Below are 19560 nucleotides of genomic sequence, written 5' to 3'. Positions count from 1 at the left end.
CAAACCTGCGATCAGATGTTCGCGCGGTGGGGTCGCGTTGCCTGAACTGCTTAGGTTATTCAGTGCCGTAGCTTGACTACCCCTTGATTTATCATCATCGGCCCGTCGCGGGCGTCAGCCCGCGACGGGCCGTCCAGTGCTGCCGCGGACCACGAGGCTCGTCGCGAGGTCCATGCGCGTGTTCGTGACGTCGCCGTCGCGCGCCTTGAGGACGAGCCGCGCGGCCTCCTGGCCCATCTCCTGGAGGGGCTGGTGGATCGTGGTCAGCGCGGGGCTCGACCAGCGGGCCACGGGGACGTCGTCGTACCCGACGATCGAGAGGTCCTCGGGGACGCGCAGCCCGTGCCGACGTGCGGCCTCGAGCACGCCCAGGGCCTGGAGGTCCGAGCCCGCGAAGATCGCGGTGGGCGGCTCGGGCAGGCTCAGGAGCTCCTCGGCGCGGTCGGTGCCGCCCTGGGGGTGGAAGTCGCCGAACCGCACGAGGTCGGGGTCCGCCGTGATCCCGGCCGTGCCGAGGGCCGACCGGTAGCCGTCGAGGCGGGCGAGCGAGCACATCATGTCCTCGGGGCCCGTGATGACGCCGATGCGGCGGTGGCCGAGCTCGATGAGGTGGCGCGTGGCCATGAGCCCGCCCTGCCAGTTCGCGGAGCCGACCGACGGGACGTCGGGCTCGGGGTCGCCGGCGGGGTCGATGACCGCGAACGGGATGGCCCGGGAACGGAGCTGCTCCTTGACGGCCGCGGGCAGCGTCGAGAAGACGAGCACGACGCCGAGCGGCCGGCGGGCGAGGACGCCCTCGATCCACTCGGGCCCGGGGGCGTGCCGGGTGCCCGACTCGGTCAGCACGACGCTCGCGCCGTGCTCGCGCGCGACGTCCTCGACGCCACGGATGAGCTCCATGGCCCAGATGCTCTCGAGCTCGTGGAACACGATCTCGATGAGGGGGGCCGAGGCCGTGGGGCTCTTGCGGCGCCGGTAGCCGTGCTGGACGAGCAGCGCCTCGACCCGGTCACGGGTCCCCGCGGACACGTCGGTGCGCCCGTTGAGCACCTTGGACACGGTCGAGAGGGACACCTGGGCCTCGGCCGCCACGGCGGCCAGGGTGACCCGGCCGGGAAGAACGTCGTCGGTCATGCGGGTCAGCGTAGCGCCTCGGACGGAAAGTTTCGACGGATGATCTTCGGGGCCGTGACGGCGAGTTCCCCGGCTTCTCGCAGCGGATAACGGTTCGGACTCGGTGTTGACCGCGAAGATTTCGCGTCTTAGAGTCCAGGGCAACCGAGTACTTTCGGCGCAGACGCCGAAACTTTCGAAAGGGTTCGATGATGAACACAAGAACGCGGAAGTCGCTCACGGCCGCGGCCGTGGCGTCGGCGCTGGTCCTCCCGCTCGCGGCGTGCGCGAGCGGGGACTCCGGTGGGTCGAGCCGCCCCGAGAACGAGATCCACGTGATGGTCTACGGGGACGCGACAAACAAGGTCGAGCAGCAGATGGTCGACACGTTCAACCAGACCTCGGACGTCAAGGTCGTCCTCGACACCATCCCGGGCGCCGACTACCAGCAGAAGCTCCAGACGATCATCGACACCAACGCGGCGCCGGACGTCTTCTTCAACTGGGGCGGCGGCTCGATCGAGCCCTTCGTCGACGCCGACCTGCTGCTCCCCCTCGACGACTTCATCGCCGAGGACCCCCAGCTCAAGGACGCGTTCCTGCCCGCGGTGTTCAACTCGGCCGTGATCGACGGAAAGTCGTACGGCATCCCCATGCGTGGCACGCAGCCCGTCATGCTGTTCCACAACAAGCAGGTCCTCGCGGACGCAGGGCTGGAGGCCCCCCAGACCTGGGACGAGCTCCTCGCCGCGGTCGAGACCCTCAAGGCCCAGGGCGTGACCCCGATCGCGCTCGGCGGCGCCGACCAGTGGCCGACCCTCATGTGGTACCAGTACGCGTTCGACCGCGTCGCGGGCCCCGAGCTCTTCGAGAAGGCACTCGCGGGCGAGACCGACGTGTGGGACTCGGCCGAGAGCCACGAGGCGCTCGACACGCTGTCCGAGCTCATCGACGCCGGCGCGTTCGGCACCAACTTCGACTCCGTGAAGTTCACCGACGGCGGCTCGCCCGCGCTCCTGCGCACGGGCAAGGCGGCGTTCGAGCTCATGGGCTCGTGGAACTACTCGACGCACTACGACGTGGACCCCGAGTGGACCGACGCCAACCTCGGCTACACGGCCTTCCCCGCGATCGACGGCGGCAAGGGGGACGCGGCCAACATCACGGGCAACACCAACAACTTCTACTCGGTGCTCGCCACGACCCGCTACCCGGACGCCGTGCGCGACTTCCTCACGCTCATGTACTCGGACGAGTTCGTCGAGGCGCAGCTCGCGATCGGCAACCTGCCGACCACGACCAACACCGAGCAGTTCCTGGACCAGGCCGCGAGCCCCGACTACGCCGCCTTCCAGTTCGACCTCGTGAAGAACGCGCCGCACTTCCAGATGTCCTGGGACCAGGCGTTCCCCCCGGCTGCCGGCACCCCGCTCAAGATCGCGGTCCAGCAGTTCTTCAGCGGCCAGATCGACGCCGACGGCTTCATCGCTGCGATGAAGTCCCTGCCGGCCTCGCGCTGACCCGGTCCCCCGGACGGAGATCGTCATGACCACCCGCGCACCCCAGGGGCGCACGCGCCCGGGCGCCGCCGACCTCCAGGTCGGTCGCCCGGGCGTGGTCTGGGCCCTGCCCGCCGCCCTGTTCTTCGGGCTCTTCGCCCTCCTGCCCATGGTCCTCGTGCTCGTGCTGTCGTTCACGCAGTGGAGCGGTCTGGGCAGCCCCGAGTTCGTCGGGACCGAGAACTGGTCCCGCCTCCTCGACGACCCCGTGATGCTCAAGAGCATCGGGCTCTCGCTCGTGCTCACGGCGCTCGGCGTCGTGACCCAGACCCCGGTCGCGATGCTGCTGGGCGTGTGGGCCGCGGGCCACCAGTGGAACCGTGCGGTCCTGTCGGCGATCTTCTTCGTGCCGCTGCTGCTGTCCGCGGCCGCCGTGTCGGTCCTGTGGCGCGCGGTGCTCGACCCGAACTTCGGCGTCCCGGCCCAGATGGAGTGGCTGTTCGGCGACGGCAACCTGTTCGGGAACCAGTCGACCGCGATCGCGGTCCTGGTGTTCGTGAGCCTGTGGCAGTTCACGCCGCTGCACGCCCTGATCTACCAGGGCGCCGCGAAGGCCGTGCCGCCCATGCTCTACGAGGCGGCCGAGATCGACGGCGCCGGGCGCGTGCGCTCGTTCTTCGCGATCACGCTCCCGCAGCTGCGCAACACCATGATCACGTCGGTCATCCTCATGGTCGTCGGTGGCCTCACCACGTTCGACACGGTCCTCATCCTGACCAACGGCGGGCCCGGCACGGACACGACCATCACGGCCTTCTACATGTACCAGAAGGCGTTCCGCGGCTTCGACTTCGGGCTCGCGTCCGTGATCGCCGTGGTCCTGGTCGTCGCCGCGACCGCGATCTCCCTGGTCATGGTCCGCCTGTCCGGGTACGACAAGATGCGCAGCGAGCTGGAGGGCGTGTGATGAGCAACGACCTGAGCGTCACCCCCGCGGAGCAGGTCTCCGGCCCGACGACGTCGCCCGGCTCGGGTGGTGCGTCCCGCCCGGGCGCGACGAGCGCGGGCGTCCCGCTGCGCCGTCGGGCACGCAGAGGCAGCCGCAACCGGCCCAACTGGGGCGCGGGCATCGCGGTCACGATCTGGCTCCTGATCGTCGCGATCCCCCTCTACGTGCTGGTCACCGCGTCGTTCCAGACGCAGGCCGGGTACGCAGAGGGCGGCCCCCTGTCCCTGCCGACCACGTTCACGCTCGACAACTTCACCAACGCGTTCGACCAGGGCTTCGGTCGCTACTTCCTCAACACGCTCGTCGTGACGGTCGCCGTGGTCGGGATCGTGGTGCTGCTCGTGCCGCCGCTGTCGTACGCGATCGTGCGCAACCGCTCGCGGGCCACCACGGGCATCTTCCGGATGTTCCTCCTGGGCCTCGCGGTCCCCGCGAGCGCCGTGATCGTGCCGATCTTCTACGTGATCTCGGTCGTGGGCCTGTACGACAACCTGATCGGCGTGATCCTGCCGACCGCGGCGTTCTGCCTGCCGATCTGCACGATCATCCTCAGCGGCTCGATGCGCGACATCACCAACGAGCTCTACGAGGCGATGGCCCTCGACGGTGCGTCGCCCAAGCGGGTGTTCCTGCAGCTCGTGCTGCCGCTGTCCAAGGGCGGCGTCGCGACGATCGTCGTCTACTCGGCCCTGCAGGCGTGGAACGGGTTCCTGTTCCCCCTGATCCTCACCCAGTCCGAGTCGACCAAGGTCATCACGCTCGGCCTCTTCAACTTCCAGACGCAGTACGGCGTCAACATCCCCGGCCTCCTCGCGGCGGTCGTCATGTCGATGATCCCGATCCTGCTCGTGTACCTGTTCGCCCGGCGTGCCCTGGTCCAGGGCCTCATGGGCGTCGGCGGAAAGTAGCTCCACGATGACTCCTCAGACGAACCAGACAGCACTGCCCACGTGGTCCGACCCGACGGTCGGCACCGCGACCCGCGTCAAGGCGCTCATGGCCGAGATGACGCTGCGCGAGAAGGTCGCCCAGCTCTTCGGGGTGTGGGTCGGCGCGTCGGCCGAGGGCGGCGAGGTCGCCCCCCACCAGCACGACATGGAGGACGGCGTCGACCTCGACGCGATCCTGCCCGACGGGCTGGGGCAGCTCACCCGGCCGTTCGGGACCAACCCGGTCGACCCGGCCCTGGGCGCACTGTCGCTGCTGCGCACGCAGGAGCGCGTGCGGTCGGCGAACCGGTTCGGCATCCCTGCCGTGGCGCACGAGGAGTGCCTCGCGGGCTTCGCCGCGTGGGGTGCGACGGCCTACCCCGTGCCGCTGTCGTGGGGCGCGACGTTCGACCCCGCGCTCGTGCGCCGCATGGCGACCCGGATCGGGCAGGACATGCGCTCGGTCGGGGTGCACCAGGGCCTGGCCCCCGTGCTCGATGTCGTGCGCGACGCCCGCTGGGGTCGCGTCGAGGAGACCATCGGCGAGGACCCGTACCTCGTGGGCACCGTCGCCACGGCCTACGTCCAGGGCCTGGAGTCCGCCGGGATCGTCGCGACGCTCAAGCACTTCGCGGGGTACTCGGCCTCGCGCGGCGGTCGCAACCACGCGCCCGTCTCGATGGGGGCGCGCGAGCGCGCCGACGTGATCCTGCCGCCGTTCGAGATGGCCGTCCGCGAGGGTGGCGTGCGCTCGGTCATGCACGCCTACACCGACACCGACGGCATCCCCTCGGCCGCAGACCGCGAGCTCCTGACGGGGCTGCTGCGCGAGGAGTGGGGCTTCGACGGGACCGTGGTCGCGGACTACTTCGGGATCGCGTTCCTCAAGATCATGCACGGCGTGGCGGGCGACTGGGCAGAGGCCGCCGCGGCGGCGCTCGCGGCCGGGGTCGACGTCGAGCTGCCGACCGTCAAGACGTTCGGCGAGCCGCTCGTCGCGGCCCTCGAGGCCGGGGACGTCGACGTCGCGCTCGTGGACCGCGCCCTGGAGCGCGTGCTGCGCCAGAAGGTCGAGCTCGGCCTGCTCGACGCCGACTGGGACCCCGTCCCCGCGGTGCTGCGCGACGTGCCCGCGGACGTGCTCGCCGGGGTGGCGGCCGGCTCCGACGACCCGGCCGCCGCCCTGCGCGGGACCGTCGACCTCGACGGACCCGCGAACCGCGCGCTGGCCCGCGAGGTCGCCGAGCAGGCCGTGGTCCTGCTCGCGAACGACGGCGTGCTGCCGCTCGGCCCGGACGTGCGCCGGATCGCGCTCGTGGGCCCCACGGCCGAGGACCCCATGGCCGTGCTCGGCTGCTACTCGTTCCCCGCGCACGTGGGCCTGGCCCACCCCGAGATCCCGCTCGGGCTCTCGTTGCCCATGCTCGCCGAGTCCCTGCGCGCCGAGCTGCCGGGCGTCACGGTCGACGTGCTGCCCGCGATCACGCTCGACGGCACGAGCGACCCGTCCTCGACCGGGGCCGTGAGCACGGCCGAGGTCGCGGCCGCCGACGCCGCAGGCATCGCGGCAGCGGTCGAGCTCGCCCGCGAGGCCGACGTCGTCGTGGTCGCCCTCGGCGACCGGGCAGGGCTGTTCGGTCGCGGCACGAGCGGTGAGGGCTGCGACGCCGAGTCGCTGCGCCTGCCCGGCGCCCAGCAGGACCTGCTCGACGCGCTGCTCGCGAGCGGCCGCCCCGTGGTCGCGACGATCCTCTCGGGTCGCCCCTACGCGCTCGGCGCGGCCGCGACCCCGGCGCCCGGTGAGCCCGGCGCCGCGGCGATCGTCCAGGCGTTCTTCGCGGGCGAGGAGGGGACCCCCGCAGTCGCGGGCGTCCTGTCGGGGCGCGTGGCGCCGTCGGGCCGGCTGCCCGTGAGCGTGCCCGGGACCGAGGGCGCCCAGCCCACGTCCTACCTGGCCGCGACGCTCGCACAGGCGACCGACGTGTCGAACATCGACCCGACCGCGGCCTTCGCGTTCGGCCACGGGCTCACGTACACGAGCTTCGACTGGTCGGACCTCGTGGTGAGCGCGGCCGAGGCCACGACCGACGGGGCCTTCGAGGCGTCGTTCGTCGTGCGGAACACGGGCGGGCGCGACGGCGTCGAGGTCGTACAGCTCTACGCGCACGACCCCGTGGCGTCGGTCGTGCGGCCCGTGCAGCGGCTCGTCGGGTACGTGCGCATGCCGCTCGCCGCGGGCGCCTCGGCGCGCGTGAGCGCGACCGTGCCCGCCGACGTGCTCTCCTTCACGGGGCGCGACGGGCGCCGGATCGTCGAGCCCGGCGCGATCGAGCTGCGGTTCGGGGCGTCGAGCGCCGACGTGCGGCTCGTGGCCCCGGTGTCGCTCGTGGGCGACGTGCGCGTGGTCGACCACACGCGCGAGCTGCACGCGCCGCTCGTGGTGGGCGAGGTCTGAGGTGACGGACCCGAGGCCGGTCAGGCGGCTGACCCCCGTGCCGACCTCGGGTCCGGCGGTCGGGGCCTTGCCCGCCGGGACCACGTTCACGAACCCCGTCCTGCCCGGGACGCACCCCGACCCGAGCGTCTGCCGGGTCCCCGGGGTCACCCGGGCGGACGGGACCGTCGCGCCCGACGACTACTACCTCGTCACCTCGACGTTCGAGTACTTCCCGGGCCTGCCGGTCTTCCACAGCCACGACCTCGTGGCGTGGACCCAGGTGGGCCACGCGATCCACCGCACCGACCAGGTGGACCTGTCGAGCGTGCCGTCCTCGGGCGGGCTGTACGCCGCGACGATCCGGCACCACGACGGGACCTTCTACGTCGTCACGACGCTCGTCCACACCCCGGGCCAGGGTGGGCACCTGCTCGTGACCGCGACCGACCCCGCCGGGCCGTGGTCCGACCCCGTGTGGCTCGAGGGCGAGGGGATCGACCCGTCGCTCTTCGTCGACGACTCGACCGGGCGCGTGTGGCTCACCGCGACGCGCCTGGCCGACCCGGGGGAGTGGGAGGGCCAGACCGAGGTGTGGCTGCGCGAGCTCGACCTCGCGGCCGGGGCGCTCGTCGGTCCCGAGCACGTCCTGTGGCGCGGGGCGCTGCACGGCGCGGTCTGGGCCGAGGGCCCGCACCTGTACCGGGTGGGCGACCACTACTACCTGCTCGCCTCCGAGGGCGGTACCGAGCACCGCCACGCGGTCTCGGTCGCGCGCGCCGACGCCGTGACCGGCCCGTACACGGGCAACCCCGCGAACCCGGTCCTCACGCACCGCCACCTGGGCCGGGACTTCCCCGTGGTCGGGGTCGGGCACGCGGACCTCGTGGAGACCGCCGCGGGCGAGTGGTGGATGGTCCTGCTCGGCAGCCGCCCCTACGGCGGCTACTTCCCCAACCTGGGGCGCGAGACGTTCCTCGCGCCTGTGGTCTGGGAGGACGGGTGGCCCGTGGTCGCGCCGGGCGTGGGCCACGTCGCGGGGAGGTTCCCCCGGCCCGACGTCGGAGCGCGGCTTCCGGGGGCGGGTTCGCCCGCGCTGTCGCGGCCTTCCGCGGAGGTGGGCCGGCTCGCCGAAGCGGGCGCGTCTGGCGAGGTGGGCCAGCCTTCCGTGGTGGGCGCCGTCGTCGTGCACGAGACGTTCGACGGCCCCGGCGAGGGGCTCGACCTCGCGTGGAACCAGGTGCGGACCGGGGAGCGCTTCTGGTCCCTGACCGAGCGGCCCTGGCACCTGCGGCTCCCGCTGCTGCCCGCGACGCTGTCCGACGTCGCGACCCCCGCGTTCCTGGGGCGCCGCCAGCAGCACACGGACATGGACCTGACCGTGCGCGTCGACGTCGACCCCGCCGGGCCCGACGAGTGGGCCGGGCTCGCGGTGCGCCAGTCCGAGGACGCGTGGATCGCGGCGGTCGTGACGCGGGCGGCGTCCGCCGATGACTCCATAGGTGACTCCGCAGGGGCGACGGGCGGGCGCGAGCTGCTCGTGGTCGAGCGCTTCGGCGGCGAGGAGGTCGTCGTGGGGCGCGCGGCGCTCGGGCCGCTGGGGCTGGCCGAGGGACCCGTGGACGTGGTGCTGCACGCCGTCGGGCAGGAGTACGGGTTCGGGGTCCGGACGCTGCGCGGATTCCACGCCGTCGCGACCGTGCACGGCGGACGGCTCAGCTCGCCCGAGGCGGGCGGGTTCCTGGGCGTGTGGGTCGGTCCGTACGCGACGGGCCGCGGGACGACGACCGCGACGGTCGCGGACGTCGAGTGCGTGGAGTACCGAGGGCGCAGAGCATCTGCAGGCCGCAGGACCCGTGCTAACGCTCGGCCCCGACCGGCAGATCGTCCATGACATCCCCTTGAAGCGATATCCCTTCGAAGGTATGCTCAGTGGGTGCTGATCGACTGGACCGCGGCCTTCGACCGGTACTTCGCCGAACTCGAGAAGCGGGCTGACCAGGGAGACGGTGACGCCCGCGCGGTGCTCGATCTCCTCGTCGCTCAGCTCGGCTACGTGCAAGACCTGGAGAGCGAGCCACAGGAAGACACCAAGACGCTCAAGTGGGTGCGCCAGTCGAAGAAGCACCCCGTCTGGCGCCTGTCGCACCCCTACCGGCAAGGCATCGCGCTCCGAACCATCGTCTGGTTCACGCCAGACGGCCGTGCCGTGGTCGCCTTGTTCAGCAACGACAAGGCAGCGATGGGCGACGTCTTCTACGACAGTGTTGGACCACGGGCCGACCAGATCATCGACCAGTGGCTACGAGAGCGGAGTGGTGAACCATGAGTCAGAATCGCATGCGCGACGATTTCGTCCGCGGCAATGACCGCTTGACGGGATATCTACGGACCCCCGAACGTGCCCAGGCCGTCGCAGCGATCCGCAAGGAGATGGACACCGAGGATCGCGCCTACGCCCTCAATCTCGCGGCGATCCGCAAGGCCGCCGATCTCACGCAGAAGCAGCTCGGTGAACGACTGGGAGTCGGACAGAACACGGTCTCGCGCACCGAACGGCGCAGCGACGTCTTGTGGTCCACGCTCGTCGACTATCTCAGCGCAGCAGGCGGATCCGACATCACGCTCGCCGTCACGATCAACGGTCAACGCATAGAGCTCGACCTCGACGCATCACACCACACCCGCAACTAGTCGCCACGCCGCCAGCCCTCGGGGATCGCTGCGGCGCCCCGGGCGCAGGCCGTGATCTCGTGCCAGCGGAACCGGTCGACGAAGGCGCTGACGGACGGGATCTTCACGAGCGCCGAGAACACCGCGAAGCCGACCGCCCCGCCGGTGACGTTGAAGATCAGGTCGTTCACGTCCGCGATGTGCCCTCCGCCCACCAGGTGCGCCGTCACGAGCTGGGTGACCTCGATCGTCAGGCTGAGGACCGCCGCTGCCGCCACGGCCCGTCTCCACGAGGCCCGGGGCACGAGCAGCGGCACGAGGACGCCGACCGGGACGAAGACCAGGACGTTCATGACCGCATCGGCGACCTCGTAGTCCACGAACGGCACGACGGCGAGATGGCTGCCCCAGGGGGCGCTGCTGACGGGCTTGTCCAGGAAGACCGGGAAGACGGTGTTCGCGACGATCCCGGCGACGTAGACGCAGAGCGCGAGGGCGACCGCGGCTCGCGGCACGGAGAAGCGCCCGCTGCGGATCAGTGACCACATCAACCCCGCGAGCACCGCCGCGGCCAGAGGGACGACGACCGGGAGGACCGGGACCTGGTGGAACACGAGCGACCTGCGCCTTCTCCGAGACCTGCGCGGCGGCTCGTGCCGCGGCTCCGCACCACAGTGCCCGCCGTGCGTCGGGCTCGGCATCCGTCCGTGGTCGGATCCCGGGGGACGGTGAGTACGACCCTCGTCCCCTGGGGGCGTGTGCGCGCGGCGCCCGGATCAGCGGGACGGCACGTCGGGCGGGTCGAGCAGGCGGCGGAGGCGGGTCTTCTTCTCGTTCTCGCGCACGATCCAGGCCACGTCCGGGTCGTCCGATCCGCGCAGCGCGGCGAAGCGCGCCAGACCGGCTGCCGGGTCGCCCGCGACGGCGACGCTCCAGCAGTACCCGAGGGCCTGGCGCAACGCCCGGACGCCGGGGTCGCGGCGGGCGTCGGACGGGAGCGCGTGGATCGAGGCGGTCGCGGCCGCGCAGGCGTCCAGGGCGGCCGTCGCGGTGGCGGGGGTGCGCAGGAGGCGCGGCTCGCAGATCCCGGCGACCGCGGCGCGGCGGACCAGCGGGTCCTGGTCGTCGCCCCAGGAAGCCGCGAGCGAGCGGAGGGTCGCGGGCTCGGCGTCACCGATGCGCTGCAGCGCCATCGCGACGGCCTCGCGGACGCGCCACGACCCCTCGGCCGCGCGGACGGGCAGCAGGTCGGTCAGGTCGGTGCGTGCACGGGCGGGGACGTCGACGACGAGCCGACCGAGGCCGACCGTCCCGCAGCAGCGCAGGTACTCGTCGGGGGAGTCGGCCAGGGCGAGCACGAGACCTTCTGGTGCGACGTCCGCGAAGGCACCCATGAGCTCGAGGTTCGCCCGAGGCCCGGGCAGCCCCGAGCGGGCGGTGAGGTAGGCGCGCACGGCGGCCGCATCGCCGTCGAGCGCGCGCAAGGCGGCCCGGTGTTCCTCACGCACGCTCATGACCAGCACGCTAGGGCTCCCGCCCCTGCTGGGGTAGGGCCGTTCGGCCGGGGCTCAGCCGTCGAAGGACCTGTCGCGGCCCCGTCGCTCAGGTGCGTACCGCGTCGTCGGAGGATTCTGGCTCGTGCGACGGCCACCGTCGTGCAGCCCAGATCGGGGCACCGGTCAGGAGGGCACCGACCGCGGCACCGATCGAGCTGGTGAGCCAGTCGTTCGTGTCGCACGAGCGACCGGCGCACAACGCGATCAACCGGCACAGCCGTGGCGACCGGACCCTCCCGCCCGACGCCGACGGCGACCTGCGCGGCCACGAGCTTGACGGCGCTTCTCCTGGCGATGAGCGAGAGCCGTCTGGCAGCGGGCTGTGCGGCCGCAGCGACGCTGCTGCTCCTCGGTGCGCTCGGCACCGTCGGATCGACGCAGGTCCACGCAGCGCTGCGCAGAACGTTCCGCTAGGCGTAGGACCACGTAAGGTCGCTGCGCATGAGCGAGGTCGAGATCACCGCGAGTCTCCTTCGCGACGTTCTGCGCGAACAACACCCGGACCTGTCCGAGCTGCCGCTTCGCGAGGTGGAGGGCGGCTGGGGCAACCAGATGTGGCGCCTGGGGGACGAGCTCGCTGTGCGCGTCCAGCGCATGGACACCACCCACGACCACCAGCTCAAGGAGAGGCGGTGGCTGCCGCTGCTCGCGCCCGACCTGCCGCTACCCGTTCCCGTCCCTGTCCGGGAGGGCGCACCGTCCGAGCGTCTCCCCAAGATCTGGACGGTCGTGACGTGGGTGCCGGGCCGACCGCTGGACCACGGGTCGATCACGCGCGCCGAGCACGCTGCGGACACGCTGGCGACGTTCCTGCGGTCGCTGCACGTACCGGCGCCCGTCGACGCGCCCGTCGACCCCGCCCGCGGCACGCGTCCCGGGGACAGCACGGACGGCTTCGACCACTTCTTCGACGCCGTCGACGCCGAGGCGATCGGTCGCGACGCAGACGGCGTCCGGGCTGTCTGGGACGACGCCGTCGCGGCTGCCGCCTGGCAGGGCCCGCCGGTGTGGGTGCACGGCGACCTGCATCCCGCGAACGTCGTCGTCTCGGACGGGACGCTGGCGGGCGTCGTCGACTTCGGTGAGCTGTTCGCCGGCGACCCGGCGTGGGACCTGGCGGCTGCGTGGGTGCTCCTGCCGGCGGGCTCGGCCGAACGCTTCTTCGCCGCCTACGCGATGGCGGACGAGGAGACGATCCGACGGGCCCGTGGGCTCGCCGCGCTCAAGAGTCTCTTCCTGATGCTCATGGGCCAGAACGGGGACCGCGGGCTCCCCGGCGGGAAGCCCGGGTGGGGTCCTGCGGGACGGGCGGCCCTCGACCGGGTCCTGAGCGAGCATCGGACCCGGTTCCACGACTGAGGGCCAGCCCCGGAGAATCACGGCGACGCGAGCGGGGCCTCACGCAGCAGAGCGAGGTCCCGGCGGACGTAGCGCAGGTGCGCCCACTCCTCCTCCAGGATCACGCGCACGCAGTCCCCGACGCTGGGGTGCCAGTCCTCGCCGCCCCACGGGTCGTCGCGTTCCTCCGCGAGCAGGTCCGGGGTGGCCGTGGCCAGGAACTCGGTCACGGCTCCTTGCCGCTCGGCCCGCACCGCGAGGATCTCCTCGTACGTCGGTGTGTCCGTGCGGAAGATCGACATGTCGAAGCCCATCTCGGCGGCGCCGGTGAAGATCTGCCCGATCTCGTGGAACGGCTGCTGCCTCCGCAGGATCCCGCCGCCGAGCCAGGCGTCGGTCGCCAGGACGAGGTGCCGCAGGGTCTGGGCCAAGGACCACTCGTCCTCCACGTGGGCGTCCACCAGGTGCGGTGGCGTACCGTCCACCGTCTCCTGCCACGCGGCCTGCACGGCGACCCACCCCTCGCGCAGCCCGTCGACGGTCTGCGCCTTCTGCAGCTCGCGGCCGGGGAACTGCCGGTTGAGCTCGGCGTCCACGAACGGCACCATGTCGACCCCGTTGACGATCAGGCGGCCGAAGAACAGGTCGTGGCTGTCGACGTCGAGCCCGTCCAGGTCGACGCCGCGCATCGTCACGCCGCTGACGTCGGAGAACCGCAGGGTGGCGCCCTTGAAGCTGGCCCTGACGAAGGTCGCGCCCTCGAACTCCTTCGTCCCGGAATAGGTCGTCATCGCTCCACCATGACGGACCCGTGGCGGTCCTGCCCGGTGACGACCAGGTCAGCCGACGACCAGCCGCAGCCGGTTCGCCCCGACCCTCACCGTGATCTCCTGGCCCCACGTCGCGACGAGCCGGTCCGACTCGACGCCGTCGCCGAAGACCACGAGCTGGTCCGACTCGACCGTGAGCCGGAGCTCGCCGTCCGCGTCGAGCAGCCCTTCGGTCAGGTCCGCGCCCGTCGCGGGCGACGGCCACGCCTCGCGCACGAACCAGGCGAGCAGGGGGGCGGTGGGCCCGGGGAGGCGCCGCCCGCCGCGCTCGCGCGCGATCGACGCGCACCAGCCCGTGGCCCCTGCGCCGGTCGCGACGATCACGCCCGACGACGACTGCCGCTCGACGCGGACGGACCCGCGCTCCCTGCCGCGACCGACCGCCGGTCCTTGACTTCCGCCCGGCCCGTCCGCGGTGATCCGGTACCGCGCCGACTGGTGCGACGGGTGCCCCACGAAGACCTCGTTGAGCGCGGACAGGTGCTGCCCGTCGTCGAGGTGCGCCACGACCGTCGTGAGGTCCTCGGTCCGCCAGCCGAGGCCGCCGAGGGGCGCGGCGCCGTCGGGCGGGGGGCCAGCAGAACGCGGGCTGCCGGCCGCGCTCCCGGTCCTCCCTGCGCGGGTCAGCAGCCCGACGGCGGTGGCGACGTCGAGCCGGACGAGCGCGCCCGCGTTGGTCCCCGGCTCGGGGTCGACTCCCAGCACCGGCTGGTCCGTGAGGTACTTCGCGACGTTCGCGACGAGCCCGTCCTGCCCGACCACGACCACGACGTCCTCGGGGGCCACGAGGAACCGGCCGAGGTCGGCGCGCTCGACGTCGGCCCGCCGCCAGCCCTCGGGGATCGCGGCGGCGACCAGGGCGCGGGCCTCGGCCACGGCGTCGTGCCGTTCCTGGACCGCGGCGAGCGTGCGGCCGCGCGTGCGGAGGAAGAACTCGGCCTGACCGCGGGTCGCGTGCCGGTCGAGGAGCTCGTCGAGCTCGGTCCGCCGGTGCACGACGACGACGCGTCGCTGGAGGGGCACGTCAGGCTCCCCGGCCGGCGGTGGCGCCGGTGGCCGGACCGCCCGCGGCTCCCGTGAACGCGGCGAGCGCCCCGCTGAGCAGGTCGGGCGTGATGGTCAGGCTGCCGATCTTGGGCAGCGCCCCGGCGAGGTCGCGCATCGCCACGGCCAGGATGGTCGACTGGTCCATGCCCTCGTAGACGTCCATGACGGTCCGGAACTTGGCATTGTTCGCCTCGCCGAGCCGGCGGATCTCCTCGGCCTGTGCGGCCGACGTGAGGTCGCGACGCTCGGCGGCGGCCCGGGCCTCGACGAGCGCCGCGGCGGCGGTCTCCTCGGCCTCGCGCCGGAGGTTGGCCCCCTCCTGCGCGACGAGCCGCTCCCGGCGGGTCGCGAGCTCGATCTGGCTCGCGAGCTCGTTCTCCGAGATGGTGCGCTCGCGCTCGACGGCCAGCGCCCGCCGCTCGTAGGTCGACCGGTCGGCCTCGGCCTGGACGTGCTCGCGCAGCGGGGTCTGCAGGGCGCGCTCGACGTCGCCGTCGGGGCGGACCGCGAGCACGTGGACCCCGAGGACCTCGATGCCGGTCGAGGCCAGCCGGGCGTCCGAGCCCAGTGCCTCCACGAGCTGGGCCCGGACCTGGCTCACGCCCTGCTCGAGCGCGGTCGTCAGGGGGACCGCCGCGAGGTGGTCGATCGCGTGGCTCTGCGCGAGCTGGCCGATGATCGTCGCGACCTGGTCGCGCCCCGTGGTCGTTGCGGCCCCGGTGTCGGGGTCGATCCCGAAGTCGAGCCGCTGCGAGACGACGGCCGGGTCCGCGAACCGGTAGGTCACGTTGACCTGGACCGTGACGTCCTGGTGGTCGCGCGTCGTGGCGTGGAAGAGGACGGGCAGCTCCTGGTCGTCGACCGGGACCTCGCTGAGCACCGACGTGCCGGGACGGAACCAGAAGGCCTGGCCGATCCCGCGGTGCGCGACCCGTCCTGCCTTGAGGTGGATCACGGCGCCCGTGGGGCTGCCGAGGAAGTGCCGCAGCCAGGGGTAGCGCTTGATGGTGGCCATGAGGGGCTCCGTCCGTCGTGGTTGTTTATGTCACTCTGACGATAAGCCTCGATCGTCGTTAGCGTCAACCTGACGATAAGAAGGTAGGGTGGGGGCATGAGCGAGCACCCGGAGACCCCGCCGTCCGCCGCCCGGATCCCCGTCACGGTCGACGTCGTCGCGCTCACGGTCCGCGACGGCACGCTCCAGGTCCTGCTCGTGACGCGGCTCCTCGACCCCTTCCGGGACCGCCTCGCCCTGCCGGGCGGGTTCGTCCTGCCGGGCGAGTCCCTGCCGCAGGCCGCCGCCCGCGAGCTCGCCGAGGAGACGGGCGTCGCGGTCCCCGGCCACCTCGAACAGCTCCGTACCTACGGCCCGCTCGGCCGCGACCCGCGCGGCCCGGTGCTGACCGTCGCGCACCTCCTGCTCGCGCCCACCTATGGCCTGCCGACCGCGGGCAGCGACGCCGCGCAGGTCGGCTGGCACCCGGTCGAGGAGGCGCTCGCGGACGTGGACGGCCTCGCGTTCGACCATCACCGCATCCTGCGCGACGGCGTCGAGCGCGCCCGCGCCAAGCTCGAGTACTCCACGCTCGCGACGGCCTTCTGCGGCCCCGAGTTCACGATCGCCCAGCTCCGCGCGGTCTACGAGGCCGTGTGGGGCACGCGCCTCGACCCGCGCAACTTCCACCGCAAGGCCGTGGGCACCCCGGGCTTCCTCGTCGAGACGGGGGAGTCGACCTCGGGCGGGACGGGCCGGCCCGCCGCGCTCTACCGGCTCGCGCCCGAGGCGGAGCGCTCCGCCGGGGCGCGCGACGTCGTCGGGCAGGACGAGGCGCCCGCGTCCGTGCCCGCCGTGCTCAACCCGCCCCTCATGCGACCCGCCGGGTGATCGCCTAGGAGGCGCCAGGCTCTGCTGATCACTCCGCCGGCTCGCGCGCTCCTGCCGCGTAGAGGTCGGCGAGCCGGCGCAGCAGGTCGCGCAGCTCGGGCGGGTCGAGCACCTCGAACGGGGTGTCGACCGTCGCGAGGAAGCCCGCGACGTCGATCAGCGAGTCCGAGCCGGTCTCCAGGACGCACGTGCCGTCGTCGGACCCCGTGAGGATGCCCGCTGTCGGGGTGACGCGTGCCGCGATCTCGGTCGCGGGCGCGAGGAAGCGGATGCGCGGCCGGTGGCGCCACGCGGTCGACCCGACGCCGCGCAGGACGTGCCGGGCCACGTCGGGCTCGGGCGGCTCACGCGGGGCGAAGCGCGGCCCGCCCGGCGTGCGCGGGTTCATGCGGTCGGCGCGGAAGGTCCGCCAGTCCTCGCGCGCCGTGTCCCACGCGAGCAGGTACCAGCGGCGGCCCGTGTAGACGAGACGGTGCGGCTCGACGTCGCGCAGCGTCGCCAGGCCGTCGCGCCCGACGTAGTCGAAGCGGACGCGCTCGCTGCGGCCGATCGCGGTCGAGACGGCCGTGAGGACCTCGGCGTCGAGCGACAGCAGCCGCAGGAGTCGCACCGAGGTATCCAACATTCCTCGATCCTCGCAGGCATCGAGGAATCGCACGTTCCACAATCCTCCGTAGCGTGGGTCGTGTCAGAAGCACGAACCGCTGCTGGACCGCACGGCACGAGGAGCCCGACGATGAGCGACACGACCGGCACGACCCCGACCACCCCCCGCACCGCCGCGACGACCCCGCGCGGCCTGACGACCGTGAGCTTCTGGTCCGACGACGTCCCCGCCGCGGTCGCCTGGTACACCGAGGTGTTCGGCGTCGACCCGTACTACGTCATGCCGCCCGCGCCGGCCCCCGCCGCGTACGTCGAGTTCCGCGTGGGCGACTACCAGCACGAGCTCGGGATCATCGACCGTTCGTACGCGCCCGCGGGCGCCGCGACGGCGCCCGGCGGGGCGGTCGTCTACTGGCACGTCGACGACGTCGCGGCGACCTACGAGCGACTGCTCGCGCTGGGCGGGACCGAGTACCAGCCCGTGACCCCGCAGGGCGACGGCGGGTTCGTGACCGCGGCCGTCGTGGACCCGTTCGGGAACGTGCTCGGCGTCATGGAGAACCCGCACTACCTCGCGGTGCTGGCGGGGCGCGAGGGGTGAGCGCTCGGGTTCGGTGCCGGCGGTCCTCAAGGGTGGTCGCCGGGGCCGGGGCCGTCCGGATATCGAGCCGATTCCGCCCGCCAGACGGCGCCCACAGAGCACTTTCGAAGGAGCTTCGAACGTCAGATGAACACCAGGTGAACAGTCGCCGAAAACTCGCCGACTTGGTTCAGACCCCTGTCATCCAGCGTCCACCATGGAGTACGTGACCGAGACGATCCTGCTCGCGCTCGTGGTAGTGACGGCCCTGGCCTTCGACTTCACGAACGGCTTCCACGACACCGGCAACGCGATGGCCACGTCCATCGCTACACGTGCCCTCAAGCCCAAGACCGCCGTCGCGCTGTCTGCAGTCCTCAACCTGGTCGGGGCGTTCCTGTCCCTGGCCGTGGCGGCGACCATCGCCAAGGGGATCGTGGACGCGAACGTCATCACCCTCGAGGTGGTGCTCGCCGGTCTGGTGGGTGGCATCACCTGGAACCTGCTGACCTGGTTGCTGGGTATCCCGTCGAGCTCGTCGCACGCCCTCATCGGCGGCATCGTGGGCTCGGTCCTGGCTGCGGTCGGGACGAGCGGGGTCCTGTGGGCCGGGGTGCTGTCCAAGGTGATGATCCCCGCCCTCCTCGCTCCCGTGATCGCGATCGGGGTCGCCGCGCTCGGCACCTTCCTGGTCGCGCGCATCACCAAGAACCTGCCGCAGGACACCACGAGCCGCGGGTTCCGCTGGGGCCAGATCGGCTCCGCCTCGCTCGTCTCCCTCGCGCACGGCACGAACGACGCGCAGAAGTCGATGGGCATCATCCTGCTCGCACTCATCGCGGGTGGCGCCGTCCCGTCCGACGCCGGGGTCCCGTTCTGGGTCGTCCTGTCCTGTGCGTTCTTCATGGCGCTGGGGACCTACCTGGGCGGCTGGCGCGTCATCCGCACGCTCGGCAAGGGTCTGGTCGAGATCGACTCGCGCCAGGGCATGGCCGCCGAGACCTCCTCGGCCGCGGTCATCCTCCTCTCGAGCCACTTCGGCTTCTCGCTGTCGACGACGCACGTCGCGACCGGTTCGATCCTCGGCTCGGGCGTCGGCATGCCGGGCGCGAAGGTCCGCTGGGGCGTCGCGGGCAAGATGCTCGCCGCCTGGGGCCTGACGCTGCCGGCGGCCGGCATCGTCGGTGCGCTGTGCTTCTGGATCCAGGACGTCATCGGTGGCGTCGGCGGGACCGTCGCGGTCTTCGCGATCCTCATCGGTGTCTCGACCGCGATCTGGGTCGCGTCGCGCCGCAAGCCGGTCGACGCCTCGAACGTCAACGACGAGTGGGACGGGGAGGGCGAGGCCTCCGTGGTCGACGCCGCCGAGTCCTTCACGGCCGTCGCCGTCGAGGTCACGGCCGAGGCCGAGGCCACGATCGCCGCGACCACCGCAGCGAACGCCACGTCCCCGACCACCACCGCCCGTGAGGGAGTCCACGCATGAGCGAGTTCATCCACTTCGACGCACTGCTCCAGGTCGTCGTCGCCGGCGCGATCGTCGGCGCGGGCCTGCCCGCGCTGTTCGCACTGGGCGTCCGCCTGCTCGCCCCGTCGCAGGGTGCGGCGCTCGCGGTGGAGGGTGCGCCGTCGGGCACGGAAGCAGGCCCGACGACGGCGCGCCCCACGGGCCTTCGTCTCACCGGCGCGGTGGTGTGCTTCGGCACGGTGCTGGCCGCGTGCGCGGTCGGCATCTGGTTCCTCGCGTCCGGCGGCCACTGACCTCCCGCACGACCCCCCGACCAGAGGCCGCCCCGTCGTTCGACGACGGGGCGGCCTTCGTCGTCCGTGGCGGGTGTCAGGAAGCGTGCGACACCTGAAGCTCCCAGGTGGGGGGCTTTCACCCTGTCCTCCGGGAACCCACGACGTGATGAGGCGAACACCACATCCGTGCGGTGGTGGTCGAAATACCACGGTCGCCCCACCTTGTCCCGCATTTCGCGGGGAGGAAGTGCGACCGTGTCGCATCATGTGACCGGGAGCACGAGAATCTCCCGTCATACCGACCGCGGCGTCTGGTCT

At 72.4% G+C, this 19560-nt stretch carries 19 protein-coding genes; 12 read left to right on the top strand and 7 right to left on the bottom strand.

Features of this window, described 5'->3' with window-relative positions; genetic code table 11:
- Positions 1–114 precede the first annotated feature (114 nt).
- Positions 115–1134 (bottom strand): LacI family DNA-binding transcriptional regulator, encoded by a 1020-nt coding sequence (locus JOD49_RS10440; RefSeq protein WP_205307134.1) that lies wholly within the window; start codon positions 1132–1134, stop codon positions 115–117.
- 191 nt (positions 1135–1325) lie between these two features.
- Between JOD49_RS10440 and JOD49_RS10435 the strand changes: the two genes are divergently transcribed.
- The 7 genes from JOD49_RS10435 to JOD49_RS10405 are packed head-to-tail and all read left to right on the top strand — an operon-like array spanning position 1326 to position 9678.
- The gene (locus JOD49_RS10435) at positions 1326–2633 is read left to right on the top strand and encodes an ABC transporter substrate-binding protein (RefSeq protein ID WP_205307133.1); all 1308 of its coding nucleotides are present in this window, start codon (positions 1326–1328) and stop codon (positions 2631–2633) included.
- Between the two features lie 25 nt (positions 2634–2658).
- Positions 2659–3579 carry a carbohydrate ABC transporter permease gene (locus JOD49_RS10430; RefSeq protein ID WP_205307132.1) on the top strand — a complete coding sequence of 307 codons (921 nt, stop codon included), beginning with the start codon at positions 2659–2661 and terminating at the stop codon, positions 3577–3579.
- Positions 3579–4529 carry a carbohydrate ABC transporter permease gene (locus JOD49_RS20115; RefSeq protein ID WP_239525191.1) on the top strand — a complete coding sequence of 317 codons (951 nt, stop codon included), beginning with the start codon at positions 3579–3581 and terminating at the stop codon, positions 4527–4529. The genes JOD49_RS10430 and JOD49_RS20115 overlap by 1 nt, the downstream gene beginning before the upstream one ends.
- Positions 4530–4536: 7 nt before the next feature.
- On the top strand, positions 4537–7005 hold the full coding sequence (locus tag JOD49_RS10420) for a beta-xylosidase/alpha-l-arabinosidase (RefSeq protein ID WP_205307131.1): 2469 nt from the start codon (positions 4537–4539) through the stop codon (positions 7003–7005).
- A gap of 37 nt (positions 7006–7042) precedes the next feature.
- Positions 7043–8878 (top strand): glycoside hydrolase family 43 protein, encoded by a 1836-nt coding sequence (locus tag JOD49_RS10415; protein WP_307822487.1) that lies wholly within the window; start codon positions 7043–7045, stop codon positions 8876–8878.
- A 42-nt stretch (positions 8879–8920) separates the two neighbouring features.
- Positions 8921–9313 (top strand): hypothetical protein, encoded by a 393-nt coding sequence (locus JOD49_RS10410; protein WP_205307130.1) that lies wholly within the window; start codon positions 8921–8923, stop codon positions 9311–9313.
- Positions 9310–9678, top strand: a complete 369-nt coding sequence (locus JOD49_RS10405) for a helix-turn-helix domain-containing protein (RefSeq protein WP_239525190.1) — start codon at positions 9310–9312, stop codon at positions 9676–9678. The genes JOD49_RS10410 and JOD49_RS10405 overlap by 4 nt, the downstream gene beginning before the upstream one ends.
- Here JOD49_RS10405 and JOD49_RS10400 read toward each other — a convergent pair.
- Together JOD49_RS10400 and JOD49_RS10395 are read right to left on the bottom strand one after the other, a co-directional pair.
- Positions 9675–10271, bottom strand: coding sequence for a VanZ family protein (locus tag JOD49_RS10400; protein ID WP_205307129.1), 597 nt, complete (start codon positions 10269–10271; stop codon positions 9675–9677). The genes JOD49_RS10405 and JOD49_RS10400 overlap by 4 nt on opposite strands.
- 162 nt (positions 10272–10433) lie before the next feature.
- Complete coding sequence (locus JOD49_RS10395) at positions 10434–11171, bottom strand: HEAT repeat domain-containing protein (protein WP_205307128.1); 738 nt, start codon at positions 11169–11171, stop codon at positions 10434–10436.
- 483 nt (positions 11172–11654) lie between these two features.
- On the opposite strand from JOD49_RS10395, the gene JOD49_RS10390 reads away from it, so the two are divergent.
- Positions 11655–12572: a phosphotransferase gene (locus tag JOD49_RS10390; protein WP_205307127.1), complete on the top strand. Its 918-nt coding sequence runs from the start codon at positions 11655–11657 to the stop codon at positions 12570–12572.
- Between the two features lie 17 nt (positions 12573–12589).
- On the opposite strand, the gene JOD49_RS10385 is transcribed toward JOD49_RS10390, so the two are convergent.
- From JOD49_RS10385 to JOD49_RS10375, 3 genes are read right to left on the bottom strand one after another with little or no spacing between them, the layout of a single operon-like run.
- A complete protein-coding gene (locus JOD49_RS10385; protein ID WP_205307126.1) occupies positions 12590–13342 on the bottom strand; it encodes a DinB family protein in 753 nt (250 codons plus the stop codon).
- 48 nt (positions 13343–13390) lie between these two features.
- Positions 13391–14404 carry a diacylglycerol kinase catalytic domain-containing protein gene (locus JOD49_RS10380; protein ID WP_205307125.1) on the bottom strand — a complete coding sequence of 338 codons (1014 nt, stop codon included), beginning with the start codon at positions 14402–14404 and terminating at the stop codon, positions 13391–13393.
- A 1-nt stretch (position 14405) separates the two neighbouring features.
- Positions 14406–15443 (bottom strand): SPFH domain-containing protein, encoded by a 1038-nt coding sequence (locus JOD49_RS10375; RefSeq protein WP_205307124.1) that lies wholly within the window; start codon positions 15441–15443, stop codon positions 14406–14408.
- Positions 15444–15539: 96 nt separating this feature from the next.
- Here JOD49_RS10375 and JOD49_RS10370 point away from each other — a divergent pair, with 96 nt between their 5' ends.
- Complete coding sequence (locus JOD49_RS10370; protein WP_205307123.1) at positions 15540–16313, top strand: NUDIX hydrolase; 774 nt, start codon at positions 15540–15542, stop codon at positions 16311–16313.
- A gap of 28 nt (positions 16314–16341) precedes the next feature.
- Here the strand turns inward: JOD49_RS10370 and JOD49_RS10365 are convergent, their stop codons facing one another.
- Entirely contained in the window at positions 16342–16938 is a 597-nt protein-coding gene (locus JOD49_RS10365; RefSeq protein ID WP_205307122.1) for a WYL domain-containing protein, read from the bottom strand.
- 111 nt (positions 16939–17049) lie between these two features.
- Here JOD49_RS10365 and JOD49_RS10360 point away from each other — a divergent pair, with 111 nt between their 5' ends.
- The 3 genes from JOD49_RS10360 to JOD49_RS10350 all read left to right on the top strand — a co-directional run bounded on the left by JOD49_RS10360 (position 17050) and on the right by JOD49_RS10350 (position 19260).
- Positions 17050–17520, top strand: a complete 471-nt coding sequence (locus JOD49_RS10360) for a VOC family protein (RefSeq protein ID WP_205307121.1) — start codon at positions 17050–17052, stop codon at positions 17518–17520.
- Between the two features lie 196 nt (positions 17521–17716).
- Positions 17717–18985: an inorganic phosphate transporter gene (locus JOD49_RS10355; protein WP_205307120.1), complete on the top strand. Its 1269-nt coding sequence runs from the start codon at positions 17717–17719 to the stop codon at positions 18983–18985.
- Positions 18982–19260, top strand: coding sequence for a hypothetical protein (locus JOD49_RS10350; RefSeq protein ID WP_205307119.1), 279 nt, complete (start codon positions 18982–18984; stop codon positions 19258–19260). Before JOD49_RS10355 ends, JOD49_RS10350 begins: the two co-directional genes overlap by 4 nt.
- Positions 19261–19560 lie beyond the last annotated feature (300 nt).

Origin of the sequence: Oerskovia jenensis (assembly GCF_016907235.1) — a bacterium.
Taxonomy (GTDB): domain Bacteria; phylum Actinomycetota; class Actinomycetes; order Actinomycetales; family Cellulomonadaceae; genus Oerskovia; species Oerskovia jenensis.
This window is presented reverse-complemented; position numbering and strand designations above follow the sequence as displayed.

Coding starts and splice junctions, on each gene's coding strand:
- JOD49_RS10395 (WP_205307128.1), bottom strand. CDS start 11,171: ATGAGCGTGCGTGAGGAACACCGGGCCGCCTTGCGCGCGCTCGACGGC.
- JOD49_RS10355 (WP_205307120.1), top strand. CDS start 17,717: ATGGAGTACGTGACCGAGACGATCCTGCTCGCGCTCGTGGTAGTGACG.
- JOD49_RS10360 (WP_205307121.1), top strand. CDS start 17,050: ATGAGCGACACGACCGGCACGACCCCGACCACCCCCCGCACCGCCGCG.
- JOD49_RS10430 (WP_205307132.1), top strand. CDS start 2,659: ATGACCACCCGCGCACCCCAGGGGCGCACGCGCCCGGGCGCCGCCGAC.
- JOD49_RS10420 (WP_205307131.1), top strand. CDS start 4,537: ATGACTCCTCAGACGAACCAGACAGCACTGCCCACGTGGTCCGACCCG.
- JOD49_RS10435 (WP_205307133.1), top strand. CDS start 1,326: ATGAACACAAGAACGCGGAAGTCGCTCACGGCCGCGGCCGTGGCGTCG.
- JOD49_RS10365 (WP_205307122.1), bottom strand. CDS start 16,938: ATGTTGGATACCTCGGTGCGACTCCTGCGGCTGCTGTCGCTCGACGCC.
- JOD49_RS10370 (WP_205307123.1), top strand. CDS start 15,540: ATGAGCGAGCACCCGGAGACCCCGCCGTCCGCCGCCCGGATCCCCGTC.
- JOD49_RS10385 (WP_205307126.1), bottom strand. CDS start 13,342: ATGACGACCTATTCCGGGACGAAGGAGTTCGAGGGCGCGACCTTCGTC.
- JOD49_RS20115 (WP_239525191.1), top strand. CDS start 3,579: ATGAGCAACGACCTGAGCGTCACCCCCGCGGAGCAGGTCTCCGGCCCG.
- JOD49_RS10350 (WP_205307119.1), top strand. CDS start 18,982: ATGAGCGAGTTCATCCACTTCGACGCACTGCTCCAGGTCGTCGTCGCC.
- JOD49_RS10375 (WP_205307124.1), bottom strand. CDS start 15,443: ATGGCCACCATCAAGCGCTACCCCTGGCTGCGGCACTTCCTCGGCAGC.
- JOD49_RS10405 (WP_239525190.1), top strand. CDS start 9,310: ATGAGTCAGAATCGCATGCGCGACGATTTCGTCCGCGGCAATGACCGC.
- JOD49_RS10390 (WP_205307127.1), top strand. CDS start 11,655: ATGAGCGAGGTCGAGATCACCGCGAGTCTCCTTCGCGACGTTCTGCGC.
- JOD49_RS10440 (WP_205307134.1), bottom strand. CDS start 1,134: ATGACCGACGACGTTCTTCCCGGCCGGGTCACCCTGGCCGCCGTGGCG.